Source organism: Streptacidiphilus jeojiensis (assembly GCF_042510965.1).
Classification (GTDB): Bacteria; Actinomycetota; Actinomycetes; order Streptomycetales; family Streptomycetaceae; genus Streptacidiphilus; species Streptacidiphilus jeojiensis.
On sequence record NZ_JBEUKS010000003.1, the window covers coordinates 663,508 to 681,864 of the forward strand.

14 protein-coding genes are annotated in these 18,357 nt (G+C 69.9%); 4 read left to right on the forward strand and 10 right to left on the reverse strand.

Annotated elements, in window-relative coordinates; genetic code table 11:
- Window positions 1-5: 5 nt before the first annotated feature.
- Entirely contained in the window at window positions 6-1,163 is a 1,158-nt protein-coding gene (locus ABUW04_RS12020) for an ROK family transcriptional regulator (protein WP_380564507.1), read from the reverse strand.
- Between the two features lie 200 nt (window positions 1,164-1,363).
- On the opposite strand from ABUW04_RS12020, the gene ABUW04_RS12025 reads away from it, so the two are divergent.
- Entirely contained in the window at window positions 1,364-4,543 is a 3,180-nt protein-coding gene (locus tag ABUW04_RS12025; protein WP_380564508.1) for a beta-glucosidase, read from the forward strand.
- A gap of 105 nt (window positions 4,544-4,648) precedes the next feature.
- On the opposite strand, the gene ABUW04_RS12030 is transcribed toward ABUW04_RS12025, so the two are convergent.
- Window positions 4,649-5,221 (reverse strand): TetR/AcrR family transcriptional regulator, encoded by a 573-nt coding sequence (locus ABUW04_RS12030; RefSeq protein WP_380564509.1) that lies wholly within the window; start codon window positions 5,219-5,221, stop codon window positions 4,649-4,651.
- A gap of 96 nt (window positions 5,222-5,317) precedes the next feature.
- On the opposite strand from ABUW04_RS12030, the gene ABUW04_RS12035 reads away from it, so the two are divergent.
- Entirely contained in the window at window positions 5,318-6,277 is a 960-nt protein-coding gene (locus ABUW04_RS12035) for an NADP-dependent oxidoreductase (RefSeq protein ID WP_380564510.1), read from the forward strand.
- Window positions 6,278-6,402: 125 nt separating this feature from the next.
- Window positions 6,403-7,554: a damage-control phosphatase ARMT1 family protein gene (locus tag ABUW04_RS12040; protein ID WP_380564511.1), complete on the forward strand. Its 1,152-nt coding sequence runs from the start codon at window positions 6,403-6,405 to the stop codon at window positions 7,552-7,554.
- Window positions 7,555-7,778: 224 nt separating this feature from the next.
- Here ABUW04_RS12040 and ABUW04_RS12045 read toward each other — a convergent pair whose 3' ends face one another.
- From ABUW04_RS12045 to ABUW04_RS12060, 4 genes are all read right to left on the reverse strand, one after another.
- A complete protein-coding gene (locus tag ABUW04_RS12045) occupies window positions 7,779-9,128 on the reverse strand; it encodes a sensor histidine kinase (RefSeq protein WP_380564512.1) in 1,350 nt (449 codons plus the stop codon).
- Entirely contained in the window at window positions 9,125-9,814 is a 690-nt protein-coding gene (locus ABUW04_RS12050; protein WP_380564513.1) for a response regulator transcription factor, read from the reverse strand. The genes ABUW04_RS12045 and ABUW04_RS12050 overlap by 4 nt, the downstream gene beginning before the upstream one ends.
- A complete protein-coding gene (locus ABUW04_RS12055; RefSeq protein ID WP_380564514.1) occupies window positions 9,815-11,977 on the reverse strand; it encodes an MMPL family transporter in 2,163 nt (720 codons plus the stop codon).
- Between the two features lie 315 nt (window positions 11,978-12,292).
- Window positions 12,293-13,270, reverse strand: coding sequence for an aldo/keto reductase (locus ABUW04_RS12060; RefSeq protein WP_380564515.1), 978 nt, complete (start codon window positions 13,268-13,270; stop codon window positions 12,293-12,295).
- Window positions 13,271-13,368: 98 nt separating this feature from the next.
- On the opposite strand from ABUW04_RS12060, the gene ABUW04_RS12065 reads away from it, so the two are divergent.
- Complete coding sequence (locus ABUW04_RS12065) at window positions 13,369-13,962, forward strand: TetR/AcrR family transcriptional regulator (protein WP_380564516.1); 594 nt, start codon at window positions 13,369-13,371, stop codon at window positions 13,960-13,962.
- An 88-nt stretch (window positions 13,963-14,050) separates the two neighbouring features.
- Here ABUW04_RS12065 and ABUW04_RS12070 read toward each other — a convergent pair whose 3' ends face one another.
- From ABUW04_RS12070 to ABUW04_RS12085, 4 genes are all read right to left on the reverse strand, one after another.
- Window positions 14,051-14,881: an alpha/beta fold hydrolase gene (locus ABUW04_RS12070; protein WP_380564517.1), complete on the reverse strand. Its 831-nt coding sequence runs from the start codon at window positions 14,879-14,881 to the stop codon at window positions 14,051-14,053.
- A gap of 57 nt (window positions 14,882-14,938) precedes the next feature.
- Window positions 14,939-15,439 carry a hypothetical protein gene (locus ABUW04_RS12075; RefSeq protein ID WP_380564518.1) on the reverse strand — a complete coding sequence of 167 codons (501 nt, stop codon included), beginning with the start codon at window positions 15,437-15,439 and terminating at the stop codon, window positions 14,939-14,941.
- A 444-nt stretch (window positions 15,440-15,883) separates the two neighbouring features.
- Window positions 15,884-16,516: a TetR/AcrR family transcriptional regulator gene (locus ABUW04_RS12080; RefSeq protein ID WP_380564519.1), complete on the reverse strand. Its 633-nt coding sequence runs from the start codon at window positions 16,514-16,516 to the stop codon at window positions 15,884-15,886.
- A gap of 98 nt (window positions 16,517-16,614) precedes the next feature.
- Window positions 16,615-18,273, reverse strand: a complete 1,659-nt coding sequence (locus ABUW04_RS12085) for an MFS transporter (protein WP_380564520.1) — start codon at window positions 18,271-18,273, stop codon at window positions 16,615-16,617.
- Window positions 18,274-18,357: the final 84 nt, after the last annotated feature.

Here is an 18,357-nt window from a genome sequence, read left to right on the forward strand (position 1 = left end):
GCAGGCTATACGCGCGCCAGGTCCGCAGCCATCCTTGCGGCGCCCACCAGCTCGGCGTCGGAACCCAGTTGGGCACAGACGATCTCCAGAGAGGCGGCGATCGCGGGCTGGGCGTTGCGCTGCACACTGGTCGCCACACCCTCCAGCAGCGAGCCGCCGGAAGTCCCCAGTTCCCCGCCGATGATCAGGGCCGCCGGGTTGAGCAGGTTGCACAGCACCGACAGCACCTCGCCCAACTTGCGGCCGCCCTCGTCCAGGATCCGCCGGGTGATCGGGTCGTCCGCCTGGTCCAGGCGCAGGGCGGAGGCGTCGGTGTGCGGATGGGTGTGGGCCAACTGGGCCCGAATGGAGGCCACCGACACCACGGCTTCCAGACAGCCGCGGTTGCCGCAGCGACACAGCTCGGTGTAGCCCGGCAGGGGCGTGTGCCCGATCTCCCCGGCGAAGCCCTGCGACCCGCGGTAGGGCGCGCCGCCCAGCACGATGCCCGCGCCGATGCCGTGGGAGGCCTTCACGTACAGGAAGTCCTGGTAGTCGCGACCCGCACCGCTGCGCAACTCGCCGTAGGCGCCCAGGACCGCGTCGTTCTCCACGTGCACCGGGACGCCGACGCGGCGGCGCAGTTCCTCGCGGGGGTCCAGGCCGACCCAGCTGGAGAGGATGGTGGGGGAGCGCACCAGCCCGGAGGCCGCGTCGAGGGGGCCGGGGATCCCGGCCACGACGGCGGCCAGATCCAGGAACCCCGTCTCCTGGCGCAGTTGCGCGAGCATCTCAGCGGCCAGGTCCAGGGCCGGTTCGGCGTGCAGGTCGACGTCGAGGTCGGCGCGCCGCTGCGCGGTGATCCTGCCTGTGGGGTCGATGACGGCGGCCTTGATGTGGGCGTGGCCGAAGTCCAGTGCGGCGGCGGGCATGCCGTGTGCCACGGTCCGCAGTGTTCCGGCAGGCCTGCCGCTGCCGGTTCCCGGGCCCTTGCCGCCGGGGCCTTCCTCGATCATGCGGCCTTCGGCGATCAGGCGGGAGACGGCGTGGTTGACGGTGCTGCGAGGCAGGCCGGTCGCTTCGACCAGATGTGTGCGGGTCAGGCATCGGCCGCTCTCGACGGCACGGTAGATGTCCTCCCGGGTCCGGTTGCGGGGGGAGTGTCGGTCGGATGCCACGTCCATGTGCAGAGCTTAGGACCTGCACCGGGATCGGCCAATGACGAGCCAAACAATAAGACAGCAAGTAACCCAAAACCCTGAGTCGCACTTTCTTTTAGCTTATTGACGGTCAAAAAGGTGGTTCATAGCCTCCTTCTTGCCTGACCACCCCCAGGCAGGACTGAGAGAGGACGTCAATGAACTCCGCTCCCTCGCGTCGACGTATGAAGCCCACGTTCGTGGCCGCGGCCGCCTCGGTCGTCGCCGCCTCGCTGATGTTCGCCGGAGTCGCCCCCGCGTCTGCGGCCAGCACCGATCCCACCCCCAACGCACTGGAGCAGGCCAACGCCACCTTGTCCCGCACGGCGGCGGAGCAGGGCATGGTGCTGCTGGAGAACCACGACCAGGCCCTGCCGATCGCCCGCTCGGGCAACGTCGCGCTGTTCGGCGTCGGCGCCTACCAGACCGTCAAGGGCGGCACCGGGTCGGGCAACGTCAACAACCGCTACACGATCTCGGCCCGCCAGGGACTGGTGAACGCCGGCTACCAGGTCACCACCGGCAGCGCCTACTGGTCCGCGATGACCAGTGCCTACGACACCAAGTACGGCAACACGGCCAGCAGCAGCCCGTTCGGCGTCACCATCGACTACTCGTCGGTCGAGCAGCCGCTGACCGCGGATACGGTCAAGCCGACCGCGCCGACGGACACCGCCGTGTACGTGATCGCGCGCAACTCCGGCGAGGGCGCGGACCGTTCCTCGGGCAAGGGCGACTACCTGCTCGGCGACACCGAGCGCGCGAACCTGGAACTGCTGGGCCGCACCTACAAGCACGTGGTGTTGGTCATCAACTCCGGCGGCATCATCGACACCACCTTCTACAAGCAGATCAACGCCGCGGAGAAGGACCCCTCGGGCGGGCTCGCGCTGGACTCGATGCTGCTGATGAGCCAGGCCGGCCAGGAGAGCGGCAACGCCCTGGTCGACGTCCTGAACGGCACCACCGACCCCTCGGGCAAGCTCACTGACACCTGGGCCGCCGCCTACGCCGACTACCCCGCCTCGGCCACCTTCGGCAACAACGACGGCAACACCACCACCGAGCCGTACAGCGAAGGCATCTACGTCGGGTACCGCTACTTCGACTCCTTCTACAGGACCATCAACGCTGCCAATCCGGCCGCGGCAGTCAACTACCCGTTCGGCTACGGGCAGTCCTACACCGACTTCCGGATCCAGGCCGAGCACGTCTCCGCCGGCGCCAAGCAGGTCACGGTGAAGGCGAAGGTCACCAACACCGGGCGCCGCTACAGCGGCGCGCAGGTCGTGCAGGTCTACGTCTCGGCACCGCAGAACGGCCTGGACAAGCCCTACCAGCAGCTGGCCGGCTACGCGAAGACCGACAACCTGGCCCCGGGCGCCTCGCAGACGGTCACCGTCAGCTTCGACACCTCCTCGCTGGCCTCGTACGACACCGCCCGCGCCGCCTGGGTCCTGGACGCCGGCGACTACGTGGTGCGCGTGGGCGACTCCTCACGCAACACCCACGTCGCGGCGACCCTGCACATGGGCAAGCAGGTCACCACCGAGCAGGACAACAACGAACTCGACGGTGCGAGCACCACCGGCGACCTGACCAGCGACCCGGCCAACTTCTACACCTACCCGGCGGAGAAGAAGGAGATCGCCAACGCGCCGCGGATCAGCCTGGACCCGCGATCCTTCCGCACCGCCGACGACTCCTCGGCCTACGAGCAGAACGTCGGCGTCGACTCCACCTCCCCCTACTACGCCATCGACGGCTCCAAGGTCTCCTCCACCACCGTCTACCTGGACAAGAGCCAGAAGAACTGGGAAGGCACCGGCGCCCCCTACCAGCCCAAGACCGGGGAGAAGGTCAGCTACGTCAGGACCAGCCCCACCGCCACCCTGTTCGACGTCGCCAAGGGCAAGGTGACGATCCAGCAGTTCGTCGCCGGGCTCTCGCTCACCCAGCTGGCCAACCTCGTCGAGGGCGCCAGCAAGGGCGGCACCACCCCGTCGGCGGTCGGCGCCGCCGGCTACACCACCGGAACCCTGGAGAACCTCGGCGTCCCCGCGCTCACCCTGTCCGACGGACCCGCCGGACTGCGACTGACCCAGCAGATCGCCGCCACCAGCACCACCCCGGCCGAGTACCAGTACGCCACCGCCTGGCCGATCGGCACCCTCCTGGCGCAGACCTGGGACCGCGACCTGGTCAAGAAGGTCGGCACCGCCGTGGGCCAGGAGATGAACGAGTTCGGGGTCTCCACCTGGCTGGCGCCGGGCATGAACATCCACCGCGACCCGCTGAACGGCCGCAACTTCGAGTACTACTCCGAGGACCCGCTGATCGCCGGCCTGACCGCGGCGGCCACCACCGAGGGCGTGCAGAGCAACCCGGGCGTCGGGGTGACCGTCAAGCACTTCGCCGGCAACAACCAGGAAGCCAACCGCAACGCCGTCAACGACGTCGTCAGCGAGCGGGCGCTGCGCGAGATCGAACTCAAGGGCTTCGAGATCGCCGTCAAGGCCGCCCAGCCGATGGCCGTCATGAGCTCCTACAACAAGGTCAACGGCAGCTACAGCTCGGCCAACTACGACCTGCTCACCGATGTCCTGCGCGGCGAATGGGGCTACCGGGGAACCGTCATGACCGACTGGGGCGGCAGCCACAACCCCGTCGCGACCATGTACGCGGGCAACGACCTCATCGAGCCCGGCGGCAACCCCGGCGAGATCGTCAACGCCAGCAAGAAGGTGGCTCCCACCGTCGACATCGACGGGCTGCCCGTCTACAACAAGACCACCCAGACCTTCGGAACCTTCAGCTTCACCAACTGGAACCTGCAGCTGGGCGGCTTCACCCTGGCGGCAGGCGGCGCCACGACGATCTCCACCACCGTCGACGCGCACACCGACCTGTCCAAGACCCCGCTGTCCGGTGTGACCACCACGGACGCGATCAACAACCAGGTCTTCACCCCGAACCCGAAGTTCACCTCGGTCGACGAGGCCTACCAGGCCGTGCAGGCCCTGCTCGCACCGACCTCCACCGCGCTGACCGCCGCCCAGAAGGCCGGCATCAGCCTCACCGACGTGGTGCACGCCACCGCGGGCGACGCCACCACCCCGGTCACCGCCTACACGGTGACCCTGACCGGCAACTACCCCGCCGTCGGCTATCCGATGCGCCTGGGCGACCTGCAGCGCAGCGCCATCCGCGTCCTGACCACCGCGTCCCGCACCGAGTCCTTCCAGCAACTCGCCCAGGAGCAGGGCGTCAAGGGCATCAAGGTCGGCCCCTACGGCAAGCTGTTCACCAATCTCGACCCGACCGTCACCTCCTCCAAGGGCGAGGTGAAGAACCCCCGCCACTGACCTGGCCCCACCCGGCAAAGGCCCCAACGGCCGTCCGGGCCGCGGGCAACCGGCGGGCGGATCGCCCCCGCAACGATGCAGGGGCGATCCGCCCGCCGGCGCGCCTCAGGGACGGAATTGCAGGCCGTCCAGCAACAGGTCCAGGAGGCGGTTCGCCCTGGCGTCGTGCTCGGGCGGACGGGCCACGGTGAAGATACCGATGAGGCCGGCGGCGATGTCCTCGGCAGTGACGTCGCTGCGGAACTCGCCCCTCGTGCGACCGGCCTCGAGGAGGCTGTCGATCGCCGCGAGCAGCTCGATCTGCGTCTGGCCGTGGGAGATGCCCCCGGACTCGATCAACGCGAGCAGCGTGTCGAGCATGCCGTTCTTGGCCGCGATCCAGGTGCCGAACAGGTCCATCCAGCGTCGCAGCGCCACGGGCGCGGGGTACTGGGCGAGCAGCTCGCGGGCACCGGCGGTCAACCCGGAGACATGGTCGCGGTAGATCGCTTCGACGAGGTCCTCGCGGGTGGGGAAGTGGCGGTAGAGCGTGGCGATGCCGACACCGGCCTCGCGGGCGATCGCGCGCATCGACGGCTCTGTGTCGGAGGCGATGAACGCGCGGCCGGCCGCCGCCAGGAGCTGGTCGCGGTTGCGGGTTGCGTCCGCTCGTCGTGCGCGACTCTCCGACTCATTCAAAACGGATCACGCTCCGGTTATGGTACGGTTCCCTTAGAAACGGAGCATAGTCCGTTTCTGCTCCCCTCGTTCCGACACCCAGGGAGACAGAGCAGCATGCAGGAACCGAGCGTCCACACATCCGCGGCCACGAGTAGGGCCGTCCTGCTCGACTCATTCGGCGGCCCCGAGGCCCTGAACCTGCGCGAGGTGCCCGCGCCACAGGCCGGGCCCGGTCAGATCCGCGTTCGGGTCACCGCGGCCGGACTGAATCCGATGGACTGGTTCATGACCTCCGACGCGGACACCGCCGCCCGCTTCGGCCTGAGCCTGCCCTGCGGCTTCGGGACCGACTACGCCGGTGTCGTCGACCAGGTCGGCAACGGAGTGACCGGATTCGCGGTCGGCGACCGGGTCTTCGGCGGCGCCATGTCCCGTGCGGTCGCAGACCACGTGGTGATCGACGTGGCAGGGACCATCGCCGCGGGCGGCTCCGTGAACCGCACCCCCGACGGTGTCGAGGACCGCACCGCCGCCACCCTGACCGTTGCCGGCTGCACGGCCGCCGCGGCCCTGGCCGTCGTCGCCCTCGGGCCGGGCGACACCGTGCTCATCGGCGGCGCGGGAGGGGGTGTCGGCGTGTTCGCGGTGCAGCTCGCCCGGCTCGCGGGCGCACGGGTGATCGGCACCGGGTCGGCGACGTCGGCCGATGCGCTGCGCGCGCTGGGAGCCGAGCCGGTCGCCTACGGCGATGGCCTGGCCGACCGGGTTCGGGCCCTAGCCCCCGGCGGCGTCACCGCGGCGATGGATCTGCACGGGACCGAGACCGCGCAGACGGCACGAGAACTCGGCGTGCCCGACGACCGCATCACCACCATCGCAGCCCAGATCGACGGGATCACTCCCGCGAACGGTGCCAACGCCGCTCCCGGCGCCATCGAGGAGATCGCACGCCTGGTCGCGGAGACCCAGCTCCGCGTGCCCATCGCGGCCACTTTCCCGGTGGAGCGGATCCGCGCCGCAGTCGAACTCCAGGCCGGCCGGCACGTGCCCGGCAAGGTCGTCATCGACCTCTAGGCAGTCAGGCCGAGCCTGTCGTCGCCAGGCGCTGCCTGACGTCATCGACCGCCGCATGGATCTGCGGGGGCGGCCCGCAGAATGGACCTCGACCTGAACCGCCGTACGAGAGGACCAGCACCACCATGCTGCAGCAGGCCCCGGTGATCGTGTCGAGTCAGTCGCCCTTCGCCACAGCGGTTTTCACCACCCGGCACCCGGCACTGATCGACCGGCTGACCGATGCCTGGCCCTACACGCCGCAGCAGCACCAGGCGCTGGCTGAGCTGGCACAGGAGAACGTCGACGGCGTCATGCAGCCGCTGCCAGAGGGTGCCGTCGGGGCGGACCGGTGGAAGCGGTGGGGCGAGGGCTACTACGGCCGGCCCTGGGTGGAGGCCCCGTTCCTGTGGGCCGAGGCCTTCTTCTACCGGCGGCTGCTGGAAGCGGTCGACTACTACACGCCGGGCCCGTGGCGAGGCGTCGACCTGTTCGCTCCGTTCAAGCAGGCCGAACTGGCGGGTGAGGTGGTGGGGGCAGAGATCGCGGCCCTCGACGACCTCGCCGGCCGCGCGGAGCAGGAACGCGGCCAGGCGCTGCTGCTCGGCAGCCTGTGGGGCAACCGCGCCGACCTGGCGTTGCAGATCACCGCCGGTCGAGGCGGCCAGGCGAGCGGCCTGGTGGCCGACGACTCAACAGTGCTGTGGGACCTGCTGCACGCGAGGCCCGGGGGAGCGGTGGCGCTGGTCGCGGACAACGCGGGCAGCGAGACGGTCGCGGACCTGGCTCTCGTGGACCACCTGCTCACCACCGGCCTGGCGGAAGAGGTGGCCCTGCACGTGAAGCCGACCCCGTACTACGTCTCCGACGCCACGCTCACGGACGTCGCGGACTGCCTGCGCACCCTCCTGGCGAGCAAGGGCGAAGGCCGAACGGTCGGCGAGCGGCTGCGGACGGCGGCCCGGGCGGGCCGGTGGCTGGTACGGACCGACGACTTCTGGTGCTCCCCGTTCGACTTCACCGCGATGCCGACGGAACTGTGCAGCGAGCTTGCAGCCGCCACGGTGGTGGTGTTCAAGGGCGACCTGAACTACCGGCGTCTCGTAGGGGACCGGTGGTGGAAGCCGACCACCTCGTTCGCCGCGGCGACCGCGTACTTCCCCGGCCGGGTCGCGTCCTTGCGAGCGTTGAAGTCCGACGTGATCGTCGGACTGGAGCCGGGCGAGGTGCAGGCGCTGGAGTCAACGGATGAGGCATGGCGGACGTCCGGGTCCCACGGCCTGGTACAGGTGCGCTGAGAGCCGTCCGGCGCAGACCGGCGCCGTAGGCCGAAGCCAGGCCGAACACCTTCGGGCACCCGCTGACCCTGGGTTCGCAGACCGGGGCGCGGCTGCGCCGCTGCGAGGACGCCAGCTTCCAACTGACGGGCCTGCGGATGCACCTGACCTGTCGTCATCTGTGAGGAGCCGCTTCGTCAGGGGTCAAGGTAGGGGTGTCACAGGGGATACGCTCGCGTTGCGCGTCAGTCGGCGGCGCGAGGCAGGATGATGCGCACCATTGCGCCGCCGCCCGGCGCGTCCGAGATCGTGATGGTCCCGCCGTGTGCGGCTGCGATCTCCTTCGCTAGGCCGAGGCCGAGGCCGCTGGTGCCGCTCCCGCGCTCGCGGCTCGTATCGAGGCGGATGAAGCGGTCGAAGACGCGATCGCGCTCCTGAGCCGGGATCCCCGGGCCGTCGTCGGCGATCTCGATCGCCAGGGTGTCCGGCGCGACCGTGTCGATGCCGAGCGTCACCCGGCTGCGGGCATGGCGGATCGCGTTGTCGAGGATGTTGCGCACCAGCCGCTCCAGTTGCTCGGCGTCGCCGAGGACGTCTGCTTGTGCGGTGGCCGGCCGGAGCACGACGGGTACCCGGGTGGGGGCGGTGCTCGCGCAGACCTCCCGGAGCAGCGGCTCGACCGCGACCCGACTGCGTGCCTGGACCAGGTGCCTGTCGTCGCTGCGGGCCAACAGCAGCAGTTGCTCGACGAGGGACTCGAGCCTGGAGGACTGGCGCATGACGCGTTCGGCGATCTCACGCCACGGTGCGCGTTGCGGGTGGGCGAGGCCGACTTCGAGGGTGGTGCGGATGGCTGCGAGCGGGGTGCGCAGTTCGTGTGAGGCGTCGGCGACGAATCTGCGCTGGCGTACGGCCGAGTCCTCGATCCGGGCGAGCATGCCGTTCATGGTGCGGGCCAGTTCGCCGATCTCGTCGTGGGCGGTGGGTTCGGGCACCCGGCGGGAGAGGTCGGCTGCGCTGATCTCGGTGGTGGTACGGCGGATCTGCTCGACCGGTCGCAGCGCCCTGCCCACTACTAGCCAGACCGTGCCGCTCGCCAGCAGCAGGATGGTCGGGATGCCGATCAGCAGGAGCCGGGTGAAGGTCTCGTTGATCTGGCCCAGGGATGTCGTCGTCGTCAGGGTGACGATGTCGACGCTGCGCCCGTCCACGGTGGTGTGCGTCGCATAGGCGCGTAGTTCTCCGCCGAGTCCGCGGTCGGCTGCGGACTGGCGCACGGGCGTGTCGCTGCCGGGCGCCAGTGTGTAGACGGCCCCGTACTCGGCCAGGCCGCGGGTGGCGGCCAGGACGGTGGTCCCGTCGGCGGCGAGTACCTGGGCTTCGGCGTTCGCGTCCAGAGGCGAGGCGGGCAGTGGGCTGGGCCACCGGCCGGACTGGCCGGACTGCTCGATCTGCGTGGCGTACGTCCTCAGTTGGTTGTCGATGGTGGTGCGCGCGGATCCGAGCTGGACCAGGTACATGATCACCAGGCCGAGCGCGACCGCGGCGGTCAGCGCCGCACCCGCCACCACCGTCACCCGCGTGCGGACGGTCACTGCTGCTCCCCGCGCTGCTCTCCGCGGATGACGTAGCCCTCACCGCGCACGGTCTCGATCAGCGGCGGGCCGCCGCCGGTCTCGATCTTCCGGCGAAGTCGGTGGACGGTGACCTCGACGACGGAGGGCCCGCCGTCGTAGGCCGCGTCCCAGCAGTGCGCGAGCAGTTCGGCCTTGGACACCACGCGCCCGCGGTGGCGCAGCAGGCGTTCGAGGACGGCAGCCTCCTTCGCGGCGACCTCCAGGTCCCGGCCGTGGAGGCTGACGGTGCGGGCGGCCGGGTCCAGCGCCAGGCCGGCGGCCTCGAGGACCACCGGCCTGGCGGCCAGTCCGCGGCGGGTCAGTGCGCGCAGGTGGGCCAGGAGCACCGGGTAGGAGAAGGGCTTGGCCAGGTAGTCGTCGGCCCCGGAGTCGAGCCCTTCGGCGTGGTCGAGGTCCTCGTCCATGGCGGTGAGCATCAGGATCGGGGTCCACAGGCTCTTCTCGCGAAGCCGCCGGCATACCTGGTAGCCGTCCATGCCCGGCAGCATCACATCCAGGATGATCACGTCGGGCGACGTCTCCTGCGCCTTCCAAAGTCCGTCGACGCCGTCGTTCGCCAGGTCCACCACGTAGCCCTCGGCCTCAAGCCCCCAGGCGAGCGACGCGGCCATGTCCGGCTCGTCCTCGACCACCAGTACGCGCATCTACCCAGCATCCCCGATCGGCTGCGGCCGCGGCGCCCGCTCCTCGTGCGGCTGCGGCGTGTCGGGCGGGATCCGCAGCAGACGGGCGCCCCACCCCGGCATCCACCAGTTGAGCGGTCCGAAGAGCGAGACCAGCGCCGGCAGCAGCAGCATCCGCACGACCACGGCGTCCAGCAGCACGCCGGCGGCCAGCCCCGCCGCGATCTCGCGCACGGTGATGTCGTTGGCCGTCGAGAGCGAGGCGAGCGCGAAGAACAGGATCAGTGCCGCGCTGGTGACCAGCCGGCCGGTGTGGGAGATGCCCTCGAGGATGCCCTGCCTGGTCGAGCCGGTGCGCTCGTAACCCTCACGGACCCGCGAGAGGATGAACACCTCGTAGTCCATGGAGATGCCGAACAGGAACCCGAAGATCAGCACCGGGGCGAACCTGTCGATCGCGCCGTAGCTGCGCGCACCCCACAGCGCGTGCATGCCTAGGCCGTGCTGGAAGACCAGCACGAGCAACCCGTAGGAGGCCGCGACGGACAGGGCGTTGAGCAGCACCGCCTTCGCCGACAGCACGATCGACTTCAGACCGCGCGCCAGCAGCAGGAACGTCATGAGCGCCACGACCGTGCACAGCAGCGGGAACGCCCCGTAGGAGGAGCGCGTCACAGCCAGGTTGAGCGCTTCCTCCCCGCCGACGAGCACGCCGTGCGGGACGGTGCGCTGGATGTCGGCGAGCGCGGTGCCGCCCTGCGAGGTGCCGACCTCGGAGTCCGGCATCGCGAAGAGCATCGCCGACCCGTCCTGCCGCCAGGTGTCCCCGCTCGGGGCGACCACCCCGTGCAGGCTGGGCAGCGAGGAGAGCGCGGAGGCCACCGACGCCGCGTCGGCGGCATGCGGGACATAGAGCGGCACCGTGGCCAGCGTGCCCGCGGGGAACCCGTCGGCCTCCAGCTCGTGCAGGCCGTCGGTGTAGGTGCCGCTGGTCGCCAGGCTGCTCGTCGTCGGCAGGCTGATGTTGATGGTCGCGGCGACGCCCGCCAGGATGCCGAGGATGCCCAGGCCCACGACGGCCGCCAGTACCCGGTACCGGATGACCAGCTTGGCCCACCCGGTCCAGAACCGGCTCGCCCCGCTGGAGGCGCGTCGGCGCGGCCAGTCGAGTCGCGGGCCGATCTTCGACAGGACCGCCGGCAGCAGCGTGAGAGCGACCAGGGTGGCGCTGGAGGGGATGAACAGCCCGGCGACGCCGATGCCGCGTACCAGCGAGTTCGGCACCAGGATGAGTGCGAACAGGCCGAGCGAGGCGACCATGCCGCTGAACCACACCGAGTGCCCGGCGCGCTTGAGCGCCTGGTGCACCGCCTGCGCGTTGTCCCGTCCGGCCGCGCGCTCCTCGCGCCAGCGGGTCACCACCAGCAGCGAGTAGTCGATCGACAGGCCCAGGCCCAGCAGTGCGACGATGAACTGCACGGACGGGTTGATCGGCGAGGACGACGGCATGACGTAGGTCAGCGCGTAGATCAGCAGCTGCATCGTCAGCACCGAGATCAGCGCCATGAGCAGCGGTAGTGCTGCCAGCAGCGACCCGAACACCCAAGCCAGCACGACCAGGGCGCCGAGCGCGCCGATGATCAGCTCACCCGTGACCGTCGAGTTGCCGCCGCCGGTGGTGTTCCCGGTGTCCAGGGCCCGCAGGCTCGTGCCGTTCACGCGAAGCGCGGGCGCGGCGGCCTTGGCTGCCTTGGTGATGGCATCGATCTGATCCGTCGACATGTCGTCGTTGGCGTTGGGCGGGTACGCGATCACGACGGTGCTCGTGCCGCCGTGCCCGACCAGGGCCTGCGCACCGGTCGCGGCGTACGACACCAGCCGCATCCCCGGCTCGGCCTTCGCGATCGCCGCGTCGACGGCGTGCAACTGAGCGGCAGCAGCCGGACCGGAGACCGTCTCGCCCGCGGGAAGGCCGAGGACGAGCACCCCCGGGTCCGAGGTCGCACCGCCGTAGCGCGCAGCGATCTGCGCATCGGCCGTGTACGCCGCGCTGTTCACATGAACGCCGCTCACCAGGCGGCTCGACACGGTCGGCGCGACGACGATCCCGATGACGGTGATCACCAGCCAGGCCACCATCACCTTCCACCTGTTCCGGACCACCCAGGCACTGAGTCTTTCCACCGCTTACTCCTCAGGTCGGTTCGTGCGACCTGGAGCCTAGGAATCGGCACCTTACATCCCGCTTACGTGCAGGTCCGGGGGCCGTCGTGACGCTCACTCCCAACTGCTCGCGGAGGCCCGGAAGACGGGCCAGCCGATCTCGGTGGCCCCCTGGGCGGAACCGGGACCGGAACACCTCGGACACCCCTCGCCGGCGGCCAGGGAGCCAACCGCTTGCCGAGACTGGTGACGGGCGCAGGGCTCGGCCGTGACGGCGGCTGAGCCCTGCTGTCCGTATGACGGGCTGTCCGGTGCCGGATCGGCTCTGGCTCCGGGTCAGTTCCAGGTGGGGACGTGGCCTTCGGCGTAGCGGGCGCCGTATCCGCCGGTGGGCAGGATGTGGCTGATCGCGGTGAGGTCGTCCTGGGTGAGGGAGAGTTGGGCGGCTTGGGCGTTCTCCTCGATGCGGGCGGCGCTGCGGGTGCCGGGGATGGGGACGATGTGTTCGCCCTGGGCGAGGAGCCAGGCCAGGGCGAGCTGGGCGACGGTGGCGCCCTTGGTGGCGGCCAGGGCGGCGAGCCGGTCGACGGCGTCGAGGTTCTTCTCGTAGTTGCCGGGCTGCCAGCGGGGGTCGTTGTTGCGCATGTCGGTGGCGTCGTACTGGCCGGCGGGCTTGGCGGTGCCGGTGATGAAGCCGCGGCCGAGCGGGGAGTAGGCGACGAAGCCGATGCCCAGTTCAGTCAGGGTGGGGAAGAGCTGTTCGGCGTCGCGCTCGAAGAGGGAGTACTCGGTCTGCAGCACGGAGACCGGCTGCACGGCGTGGGCGCGGCGGATGGTCTGCGGGCCGGCCTCGCTGAGGCCGAAGTACTTCACCTTGCCCGCGTCGATGAGCTCCTTGACGGTGCCGGCGACGTCCTCGATGGGTACGTCGGGGTCCACCCGGTGCTGGTAGAGGACGTCGATCTGGTCGACGCCCAGGTGGCGCAGGCTGTTGTCGGCGACCTTGCGGATGTTCTCGGGGCGGCTGTCCAGGCCCAGGCCCTGCTGGGTGCGGGCGAAGCCGAACTTGGTGGCCAGCACCACCTGGTCGCGGAAGCCCTGGACGGCCTTGCCGACCAGGGCCTCGTTGTTGCCGGTGCCCCAGCCGTAGAGCTCGGCCGTGTCGAAGAAGGTCACGCCCAGTTCGAACGCGCGGTGGAGGGCGGCGATGCCGGCCTGTTCATCGCCGGGGCCGTAGGCCATGGTCAGGCCCATGGCTCCGTAGCCGAGGGCCGAGACGGTCAGGCCCTGGGTGCCCAGTGTGCGCTGCTGCATGGAATCTCCCGAAGTCAAACCAAACTGTTCGGTTTGACCCTACGCCGCTAGCTGCCCAGAAACCAAACCAAACGGTTCGGTCGGGTAGCGTGGAGTGCATGACCCCTACCAGGAGCAGCGCTGACTCCGCCCGCGAGCGCATCCTCGCGGCGGCCCTGGCCGAGTTCTCCCGGCACGGGATCGCCGGAGCGCGGGTGGACCGCATCGCCAAGGCCGCCAGGACCAGCAAGGAACGCTTCTACGCCTACTTCGACTCCAAGGAGGAGTTGTACCGGCACGTCTCGGCCAAGGAACTGGCTGCCGTGGCAGAAGCGACCCGACTGGACCCCGCGGACCTGCCCGCCTACGCCGGCCGCATCCACGACTACTTCCTGGACCACCCCGAGCACTTCCGTCTCATGCGCTGGGGCCAGCTGGAGCTGGACGCCAACGGACACGGAGCCGACGACGCCGTCCGGCAGTCCGTCGCCGGCAAGGTCGAGCAACTCCGCAGAGCCCAGGAGACGGGCCGGCTGGACACCGCCTGGGAGCCGATCGACATCCTCGTCTTCGTCAACCAGATCGCCATGGCTTGGGCGTCCCAGCCCGACCTGCTGCCACCTGACCCCGACGAGCGCGCCGAGTTCCTGGCCGCCCGTCGAGCAGCGGTCGTCTCCGCCGTCGCCGGTCTCTTCCCGGCACACGCCGGCTGACCACAGTCGATCCACCGCCTCCTGATGTCGTGGTGCAGGGCCTGGGCAGCCCAGGCCCTGCACCCGGTGCGGTGCGGATCGGGTGTTGCTAGTCGAGGAACCTCAGCAGTTGGTCGTTGACTTCTTCGGCGTGGGTCCAGCACAGGCCGTGGTCGGCGCCCTCGATCGGTGCGTAGGTGCTGTCCTTGATCAGCGCGTGAGTGGCCGGCCCGCAGGCGTCGATGGGCAGGATCCGGTCCGCGGTGCCGTGCAGGATGAGCACGGGGATGTCGATCTTCGGCAGGTCGGCGCGGAAGTCGGTGTACCAGCTCGCCACGCAGGCGATCGTGCCGACAGGCGAAGCGGAGACCGCGGCGTTCCAGGCGTCCTGGACTGCTTCAGCGCTGATGCGGGTGCCCAGGTTTTCGTCGAGGTTGAAGAAGTTCTTGTTCCATTCGGTGAAGTAGGCGAACCGGTCGGCCGTCAGCGCGGCCGCGATCTGGTCGAACGCCTCCTGGGGCACACCGTCCGGGGTCTGCGGGGTCTTGAGCAGATACGGGGGGACGCCGGAGATGATCGCGGCCTTGCGGACCCGGGCTGAGCCGTAGGTGCCCAGGTAGCGGGCGATTTCTCCGCCGCCCATGGAATGTCCGGCCAGGTCGATGTCTTGGAGGTCGAGAGCGGTCAGCAGGGTGTTCAGGTCTGAGGCGAAAGTGTCGTAGTCGTAACCGGTGCTGGGCTGGCTGGAGCGGCCGAAGCCGCGGCGGTCGTAGGTGATCACGCGGCGTCCCTGTGCCAGCAGGGCCCGTTCCTGGCGTTCCCAGGCCCGGCCGCTGAGCGGGAAGCCGTGGATCAGGACGATCGGCCGCCCTTGGCCGTGGTCCTCGTAGTACAGCTCGATCGGTGTGGAGTTCTCGTCGCCGACGGTGATGCGGGACATCCTCTGCTCCTTCGTGAGACGCGCCGGGCCAGGGAACCGGTCCCGGCTGAGGCTTGCTCATGCAGGCCGGATGTAGGGGAAGTCCGGGAGGCGCAGTGCCTGGGCGGTGGCGGGGGTCAGGCCCGACGGCACCGCGGTGTTGAGCACCAGCGAGAGCATTGCCTCGGGTGCATTGTCGGCCAGGGTGCGACCGTTGCGCGCGGCGAAGCCGTAGCCGGCCGGGGTGCCCAGGACGTAGGGCAGTACGTCGGGGAAAAGCTCGCCGGCCACGGTGTTTCCGTAGCCGTCCGGGGCAGCCGATGTGCCCGCGGCGCGTACGACGGCGGCAACCTGGTCGGCGATCTGCTTTCCAGCGGCCGCGGCGTCCTGGGAGGAGTGGCGCGTGTTGGCGGGGTTGGTGAACTCGACGTCGGTGGGCCAGAAGATCGGCCACATCATCGGGTCGGAGTTGACGTTCACCACGAACGCGGTGCTGTCCTGGCCGGGGAAGACATACAGATCGTCGATGAGCAGTTGACCGCTTTGTGCGGCGAGAGGGGCGTCGAGGTGGTGGGACATGTAATCGCCTCGCGGAGTCGAGTTACCGGTCGGCCCACGGTGGTCGCAGCGTTGCTTCGGTGGGGGAGCCGACCGAAGTGCTGCGGTCCCGCTGGTGCTACGGCCGTCGCCACTGTTGACGGAGACAGGGTCCTTCGGTCGGCAGGCGATGCGGTATCCGAAGACACCCTGATAGTGATGATTCAATCAGTAGCGATGAAAGTAGTCAACTGTCTTCGATGGTGTCAGAGAGCTCTCGGGAGCTGGCCCCATGGTTGACGCAGCTTCAGGGCCTGGACTTCCAGCCCGGACCCATGGCGGATCCGGCGAAGAGTGCCGGCCTCAGGCGCAGGGACGTGCTCTTCCGGCAGCACCGCGGCCGACCATAGGCATCGCGGAGAGCGTGAGCACCGGCCGGTGCTCCGGTGATGGCCTCGGACTCGGCGCGCGGCTGGCCGCGCGGGGTCAGGGGAGCTGGGGCAGGGGGCGGGTGGCGACCTCGTGGGCCTCTTCGAGCGGGAGGCCCAGGAGACGGAGGATCAGCTCGGCCATCTGCTCGCCGGCCTTCGCGTCGATGCCGGCGGCGGTGTTGAGCTGGAGCAGTCCGATCATCGCGCCGCCCACCGCGCTCAGTGCCACCTTCGTGTCGTCGAGGACGAACCGGCCCGATGCCCTGCCGACCTCCAGGTCGCGCAGGGCACGCGGGCCCAGGCCGGTGTCGGCGTGCACGTGGGGGAGTCCCCGGAGTCGGACGATCTGGGTGACCTCCGGATGGGTGGCCGCCAGGATCAGGGTCAGGCGCACGGAGGCGGAGATGGTCTCGGCCGGGTCGTCGATGTGCTGGGTGACGCTGTCGAGGAGTTGTCCGTACTCCTCCAGTGCGTCGGCGACCGCGGCGTCGAAGAGCTCGGTCTTGGTGGCGAAGTGGTTGTAGAAGGTTCCGAATCCCACGTCCGCACGTGCGGCGATCTCCTGGATGCTCGCCGAGGTGTCTCCGGACTCGGCCAGGATCCTGCGTGCCGCGGTGACCAGTGCCTGACGGGAATGGGCCCGACGGCGCTCGAAGCGGTTGGCAGTCTGCGGGGTCGGCTTCTGCATGTGCTCACCTTAGAGCACGTACTTCACAATTGATGAACCTGTCAGAGGTGGCAGGGATTCAAGGGCTCAGGGGTCGCCGGGGCGAGGAAGCGCACCGCTCATGCACTGCGTACACCGTGGGCGGTGCCCTGGGTTTCACCGGTGTCCGTCTCCGTGTCCGTGTCCGTGTCGGTGGCGCCGACGCGGCCGGGCTGCTCCTGCTCCGAGGACGACCGCCCCGCGGACGGCATGACCAGGGCCACGACGACGGTCCCCACGGCCATTGCGATGCCGCCGATGAGGCTGGTGTGGGCGACGGCGTCGGCGAAGGACTGGTGGGCGGCCGAGACCAGGGCCTGGGCCTGTGTCGGGCCGCCCTGCGGGTTGTGCGCGATGTGCTCGGCCACGCCCAGGGCTCCGCCGATCGAGTCCTTGGCGGTGTCCAGCGCGGTGCCGGGCAGCTTGCCCGCGACCGCGTCGGTGAGCCTGTCCCGGTAGGTGGTGTTCAGGACCGAGCCGAGGATGGCGATGCCAAGTGCGCCGCCGAGTTCGAGCGCGGTGTCGTTGGTGGCGCCGCCGACGCCGAGATCGTGCTCGGGGAACGCCTCCATGATCGTGTCCGTGCACGGGGACACGCTCAGTCCGATGGCGAAGCCCAGCAGGGCGAACGGGGCGACGAAGTCGGTGTAGCCGGAGCCCGGGTCGATCCGCATCAGCAGCAGGACACCGGCGGTGCCGACGGCCATCCCGGCGACCACCATGGGCTTGACGCCCAGCCTGGGGGTGAGCCGTCCGGTCACCGCGGCTCCCACGAACACCGCGCCGGCCAGCGGGAGCAGCCGTATGCCGGTGTCGAGCGGGCTGTAGCCGAGGACGAACTGCAGGTGCTGGGTGGAGTAGTACAGCGCCCCGAAGGTCCCGAAGAAGAACATGAGGACCGCGATCATGGAGCCGGAGAAGCTGCGGATCCTGAACTTGCGCACGTCCAGGATCGGGCGCGGGTGGCGCAGTTCCCAGGGGACGAAGGCGGCCAGGCCCACTGCTGCGGCGACCGCTCCGGCGAGAGGCCCGCCGCTCCAGCCGAAGCGGGCGCCTTCGATGACGGCGTAGACCAGGGCTCCGACGGTGACGACGGACAGCAGGCCACCGATGACGTCGATCCGTCCCCTGCCTTCGGCGCGGGAGGGCGGCACCAGGGCCATCGCGAGCACGATCGCCACCGCGGCGACGGGCACGTTGATCAGGAAGGTCGATCCCCAGGCGTGGTTCTCCAGCAGTCGGCCCGCGAGCAGGGGGCCGAGGGCGATGGCGAGCCCCGAGGTCGCGCTCCAGGCGGTGATGGCCTTGGCCCGCTCGCTGCGGGGGAAGGTGGCGACGAGTAGGGAGAGGGTGGCGGGCATGATCAGTGCGGCGCCGATGCCCATGACGGCGCGGGCGGCGATCACCGCGTCGGCCTGGTGGACGAGGCTGCCCATGACGGAGCCGGCGCCGAAGATCAGCAGGCCGGTGACGAGTCCGCCGCGGCGGCTGTACTTGTCCCCGACCGCGCCGAGCATCAGCATCAGGGCGGCGTAGGGGACGGTGTACGCGTCGATGACCCACTGCAGTTGGCTGGCGTCCAGGCCCAGGTCGCGGGTGAGGTCGGGGGCGGCGACGATCAGCGAGGTGTTGGCCATCACCACGATCAGCAGGCTGAGGCACAGCACGAACAGGGCGGCCCAGCGCTTGGGGTAGGGCCCGGCCATCCGGGAGACGGGAGTGGAGGCGATCAGTGGCATAGCGGGTCCTTCGTGCGGAGCAGAAACTTGCACATCGATGTGCATATTAGTTTCCTGCGCACGCATGTGCAAGTATTGCTGGAG

What these genes read in the sequence shown, in the direction of transcription:
- ABUW04_RS12020 (WP_380564507.1), bottom strand. Translation starts at nt 1,163, where the DNA reads ATGGACGTGGCATCCGACCGACACTCCCCCCGCAACCGGACCCGGGAG.
- ABUW04_RS12025 (WP_380564508.1), top strand. Translation starts at nt 1,364, where the DNA reads ATGAAGCCCACGTTCGTGGCCGCGGCCGCCTCGGTCGTCGCCGCCTCG.
- ABUW04_RS12035 (WP_380564510.1), top strand. Translation starts at nt 5,318, where the DNA reads ATGCAGGAACCGAGCGTCCACACATCCGCGGCCACGAGTAGGGCCGTC.
- ABUW04_RS12040 (WP_380564511.1), top strand. Translation starts at nt 6,403, where the DNA reads ATGCTGCAGCAGGCCCCGGTGATCGTGTCGAGTCAGTCGCCCTTCGCC.
- ABUW04_RS12050 (WP_380564513.1), bottom strand. Translation starts at nt 9,814, where the DNA reads ATGCGCGTACTGGTGGTCGAGGACGAGCCGGACATGGCCGCGTCGCTC.
- ABUW04_RS12060 (WP_380564515.1), bottom strand. Translation starts at nt 13,270, where the DNA reads ATGCAGCAGCGCACACTGGGCACCCAGGGCCTGACCGTCTCGGCCCTC.
- ABUW04_RS12065 (WP_380564516.1), top strand. Translation starts at nt 13,369, where the DNA reads ATGACCCCTACCAGGAGCAGCGCTGACTCCGCCCGCGAGCGCATCCTC.
- ABUW04_RS12070 (WP_380564517.1), bottom strand. Translation starts at nt 14,881, where the DNA reads ATGTCCCGCATCACCGTCGGCGACGAGAACTCCACACCGATCGAGCTG.
- ABUW04_RS12075 (WP_380564518.1), bottom strand. Translation starts at nt 15,439, where the DNA reads ATGTCCCACCACCTCGACGCCCCTCTCGCCGCACAAAGCGGTCAACTG.
- ABUW04_RS12080 (WP_380564519.1), bottom strand. Translation starts at nt 16,516, where the DNA reads ATGCAGAAGCCGACCCCGCAGACTGCCAACCGCTTCGAGCGCCGTCGG.
- ABUW04_RS12085 (WP_380564520.1), bottom strand. Translation starts at nt 18,273, where the DNA reads ATGCCACTGATCGCCTCCACTCCCGTCTCCCGGATGGCCGGGCCCTAC.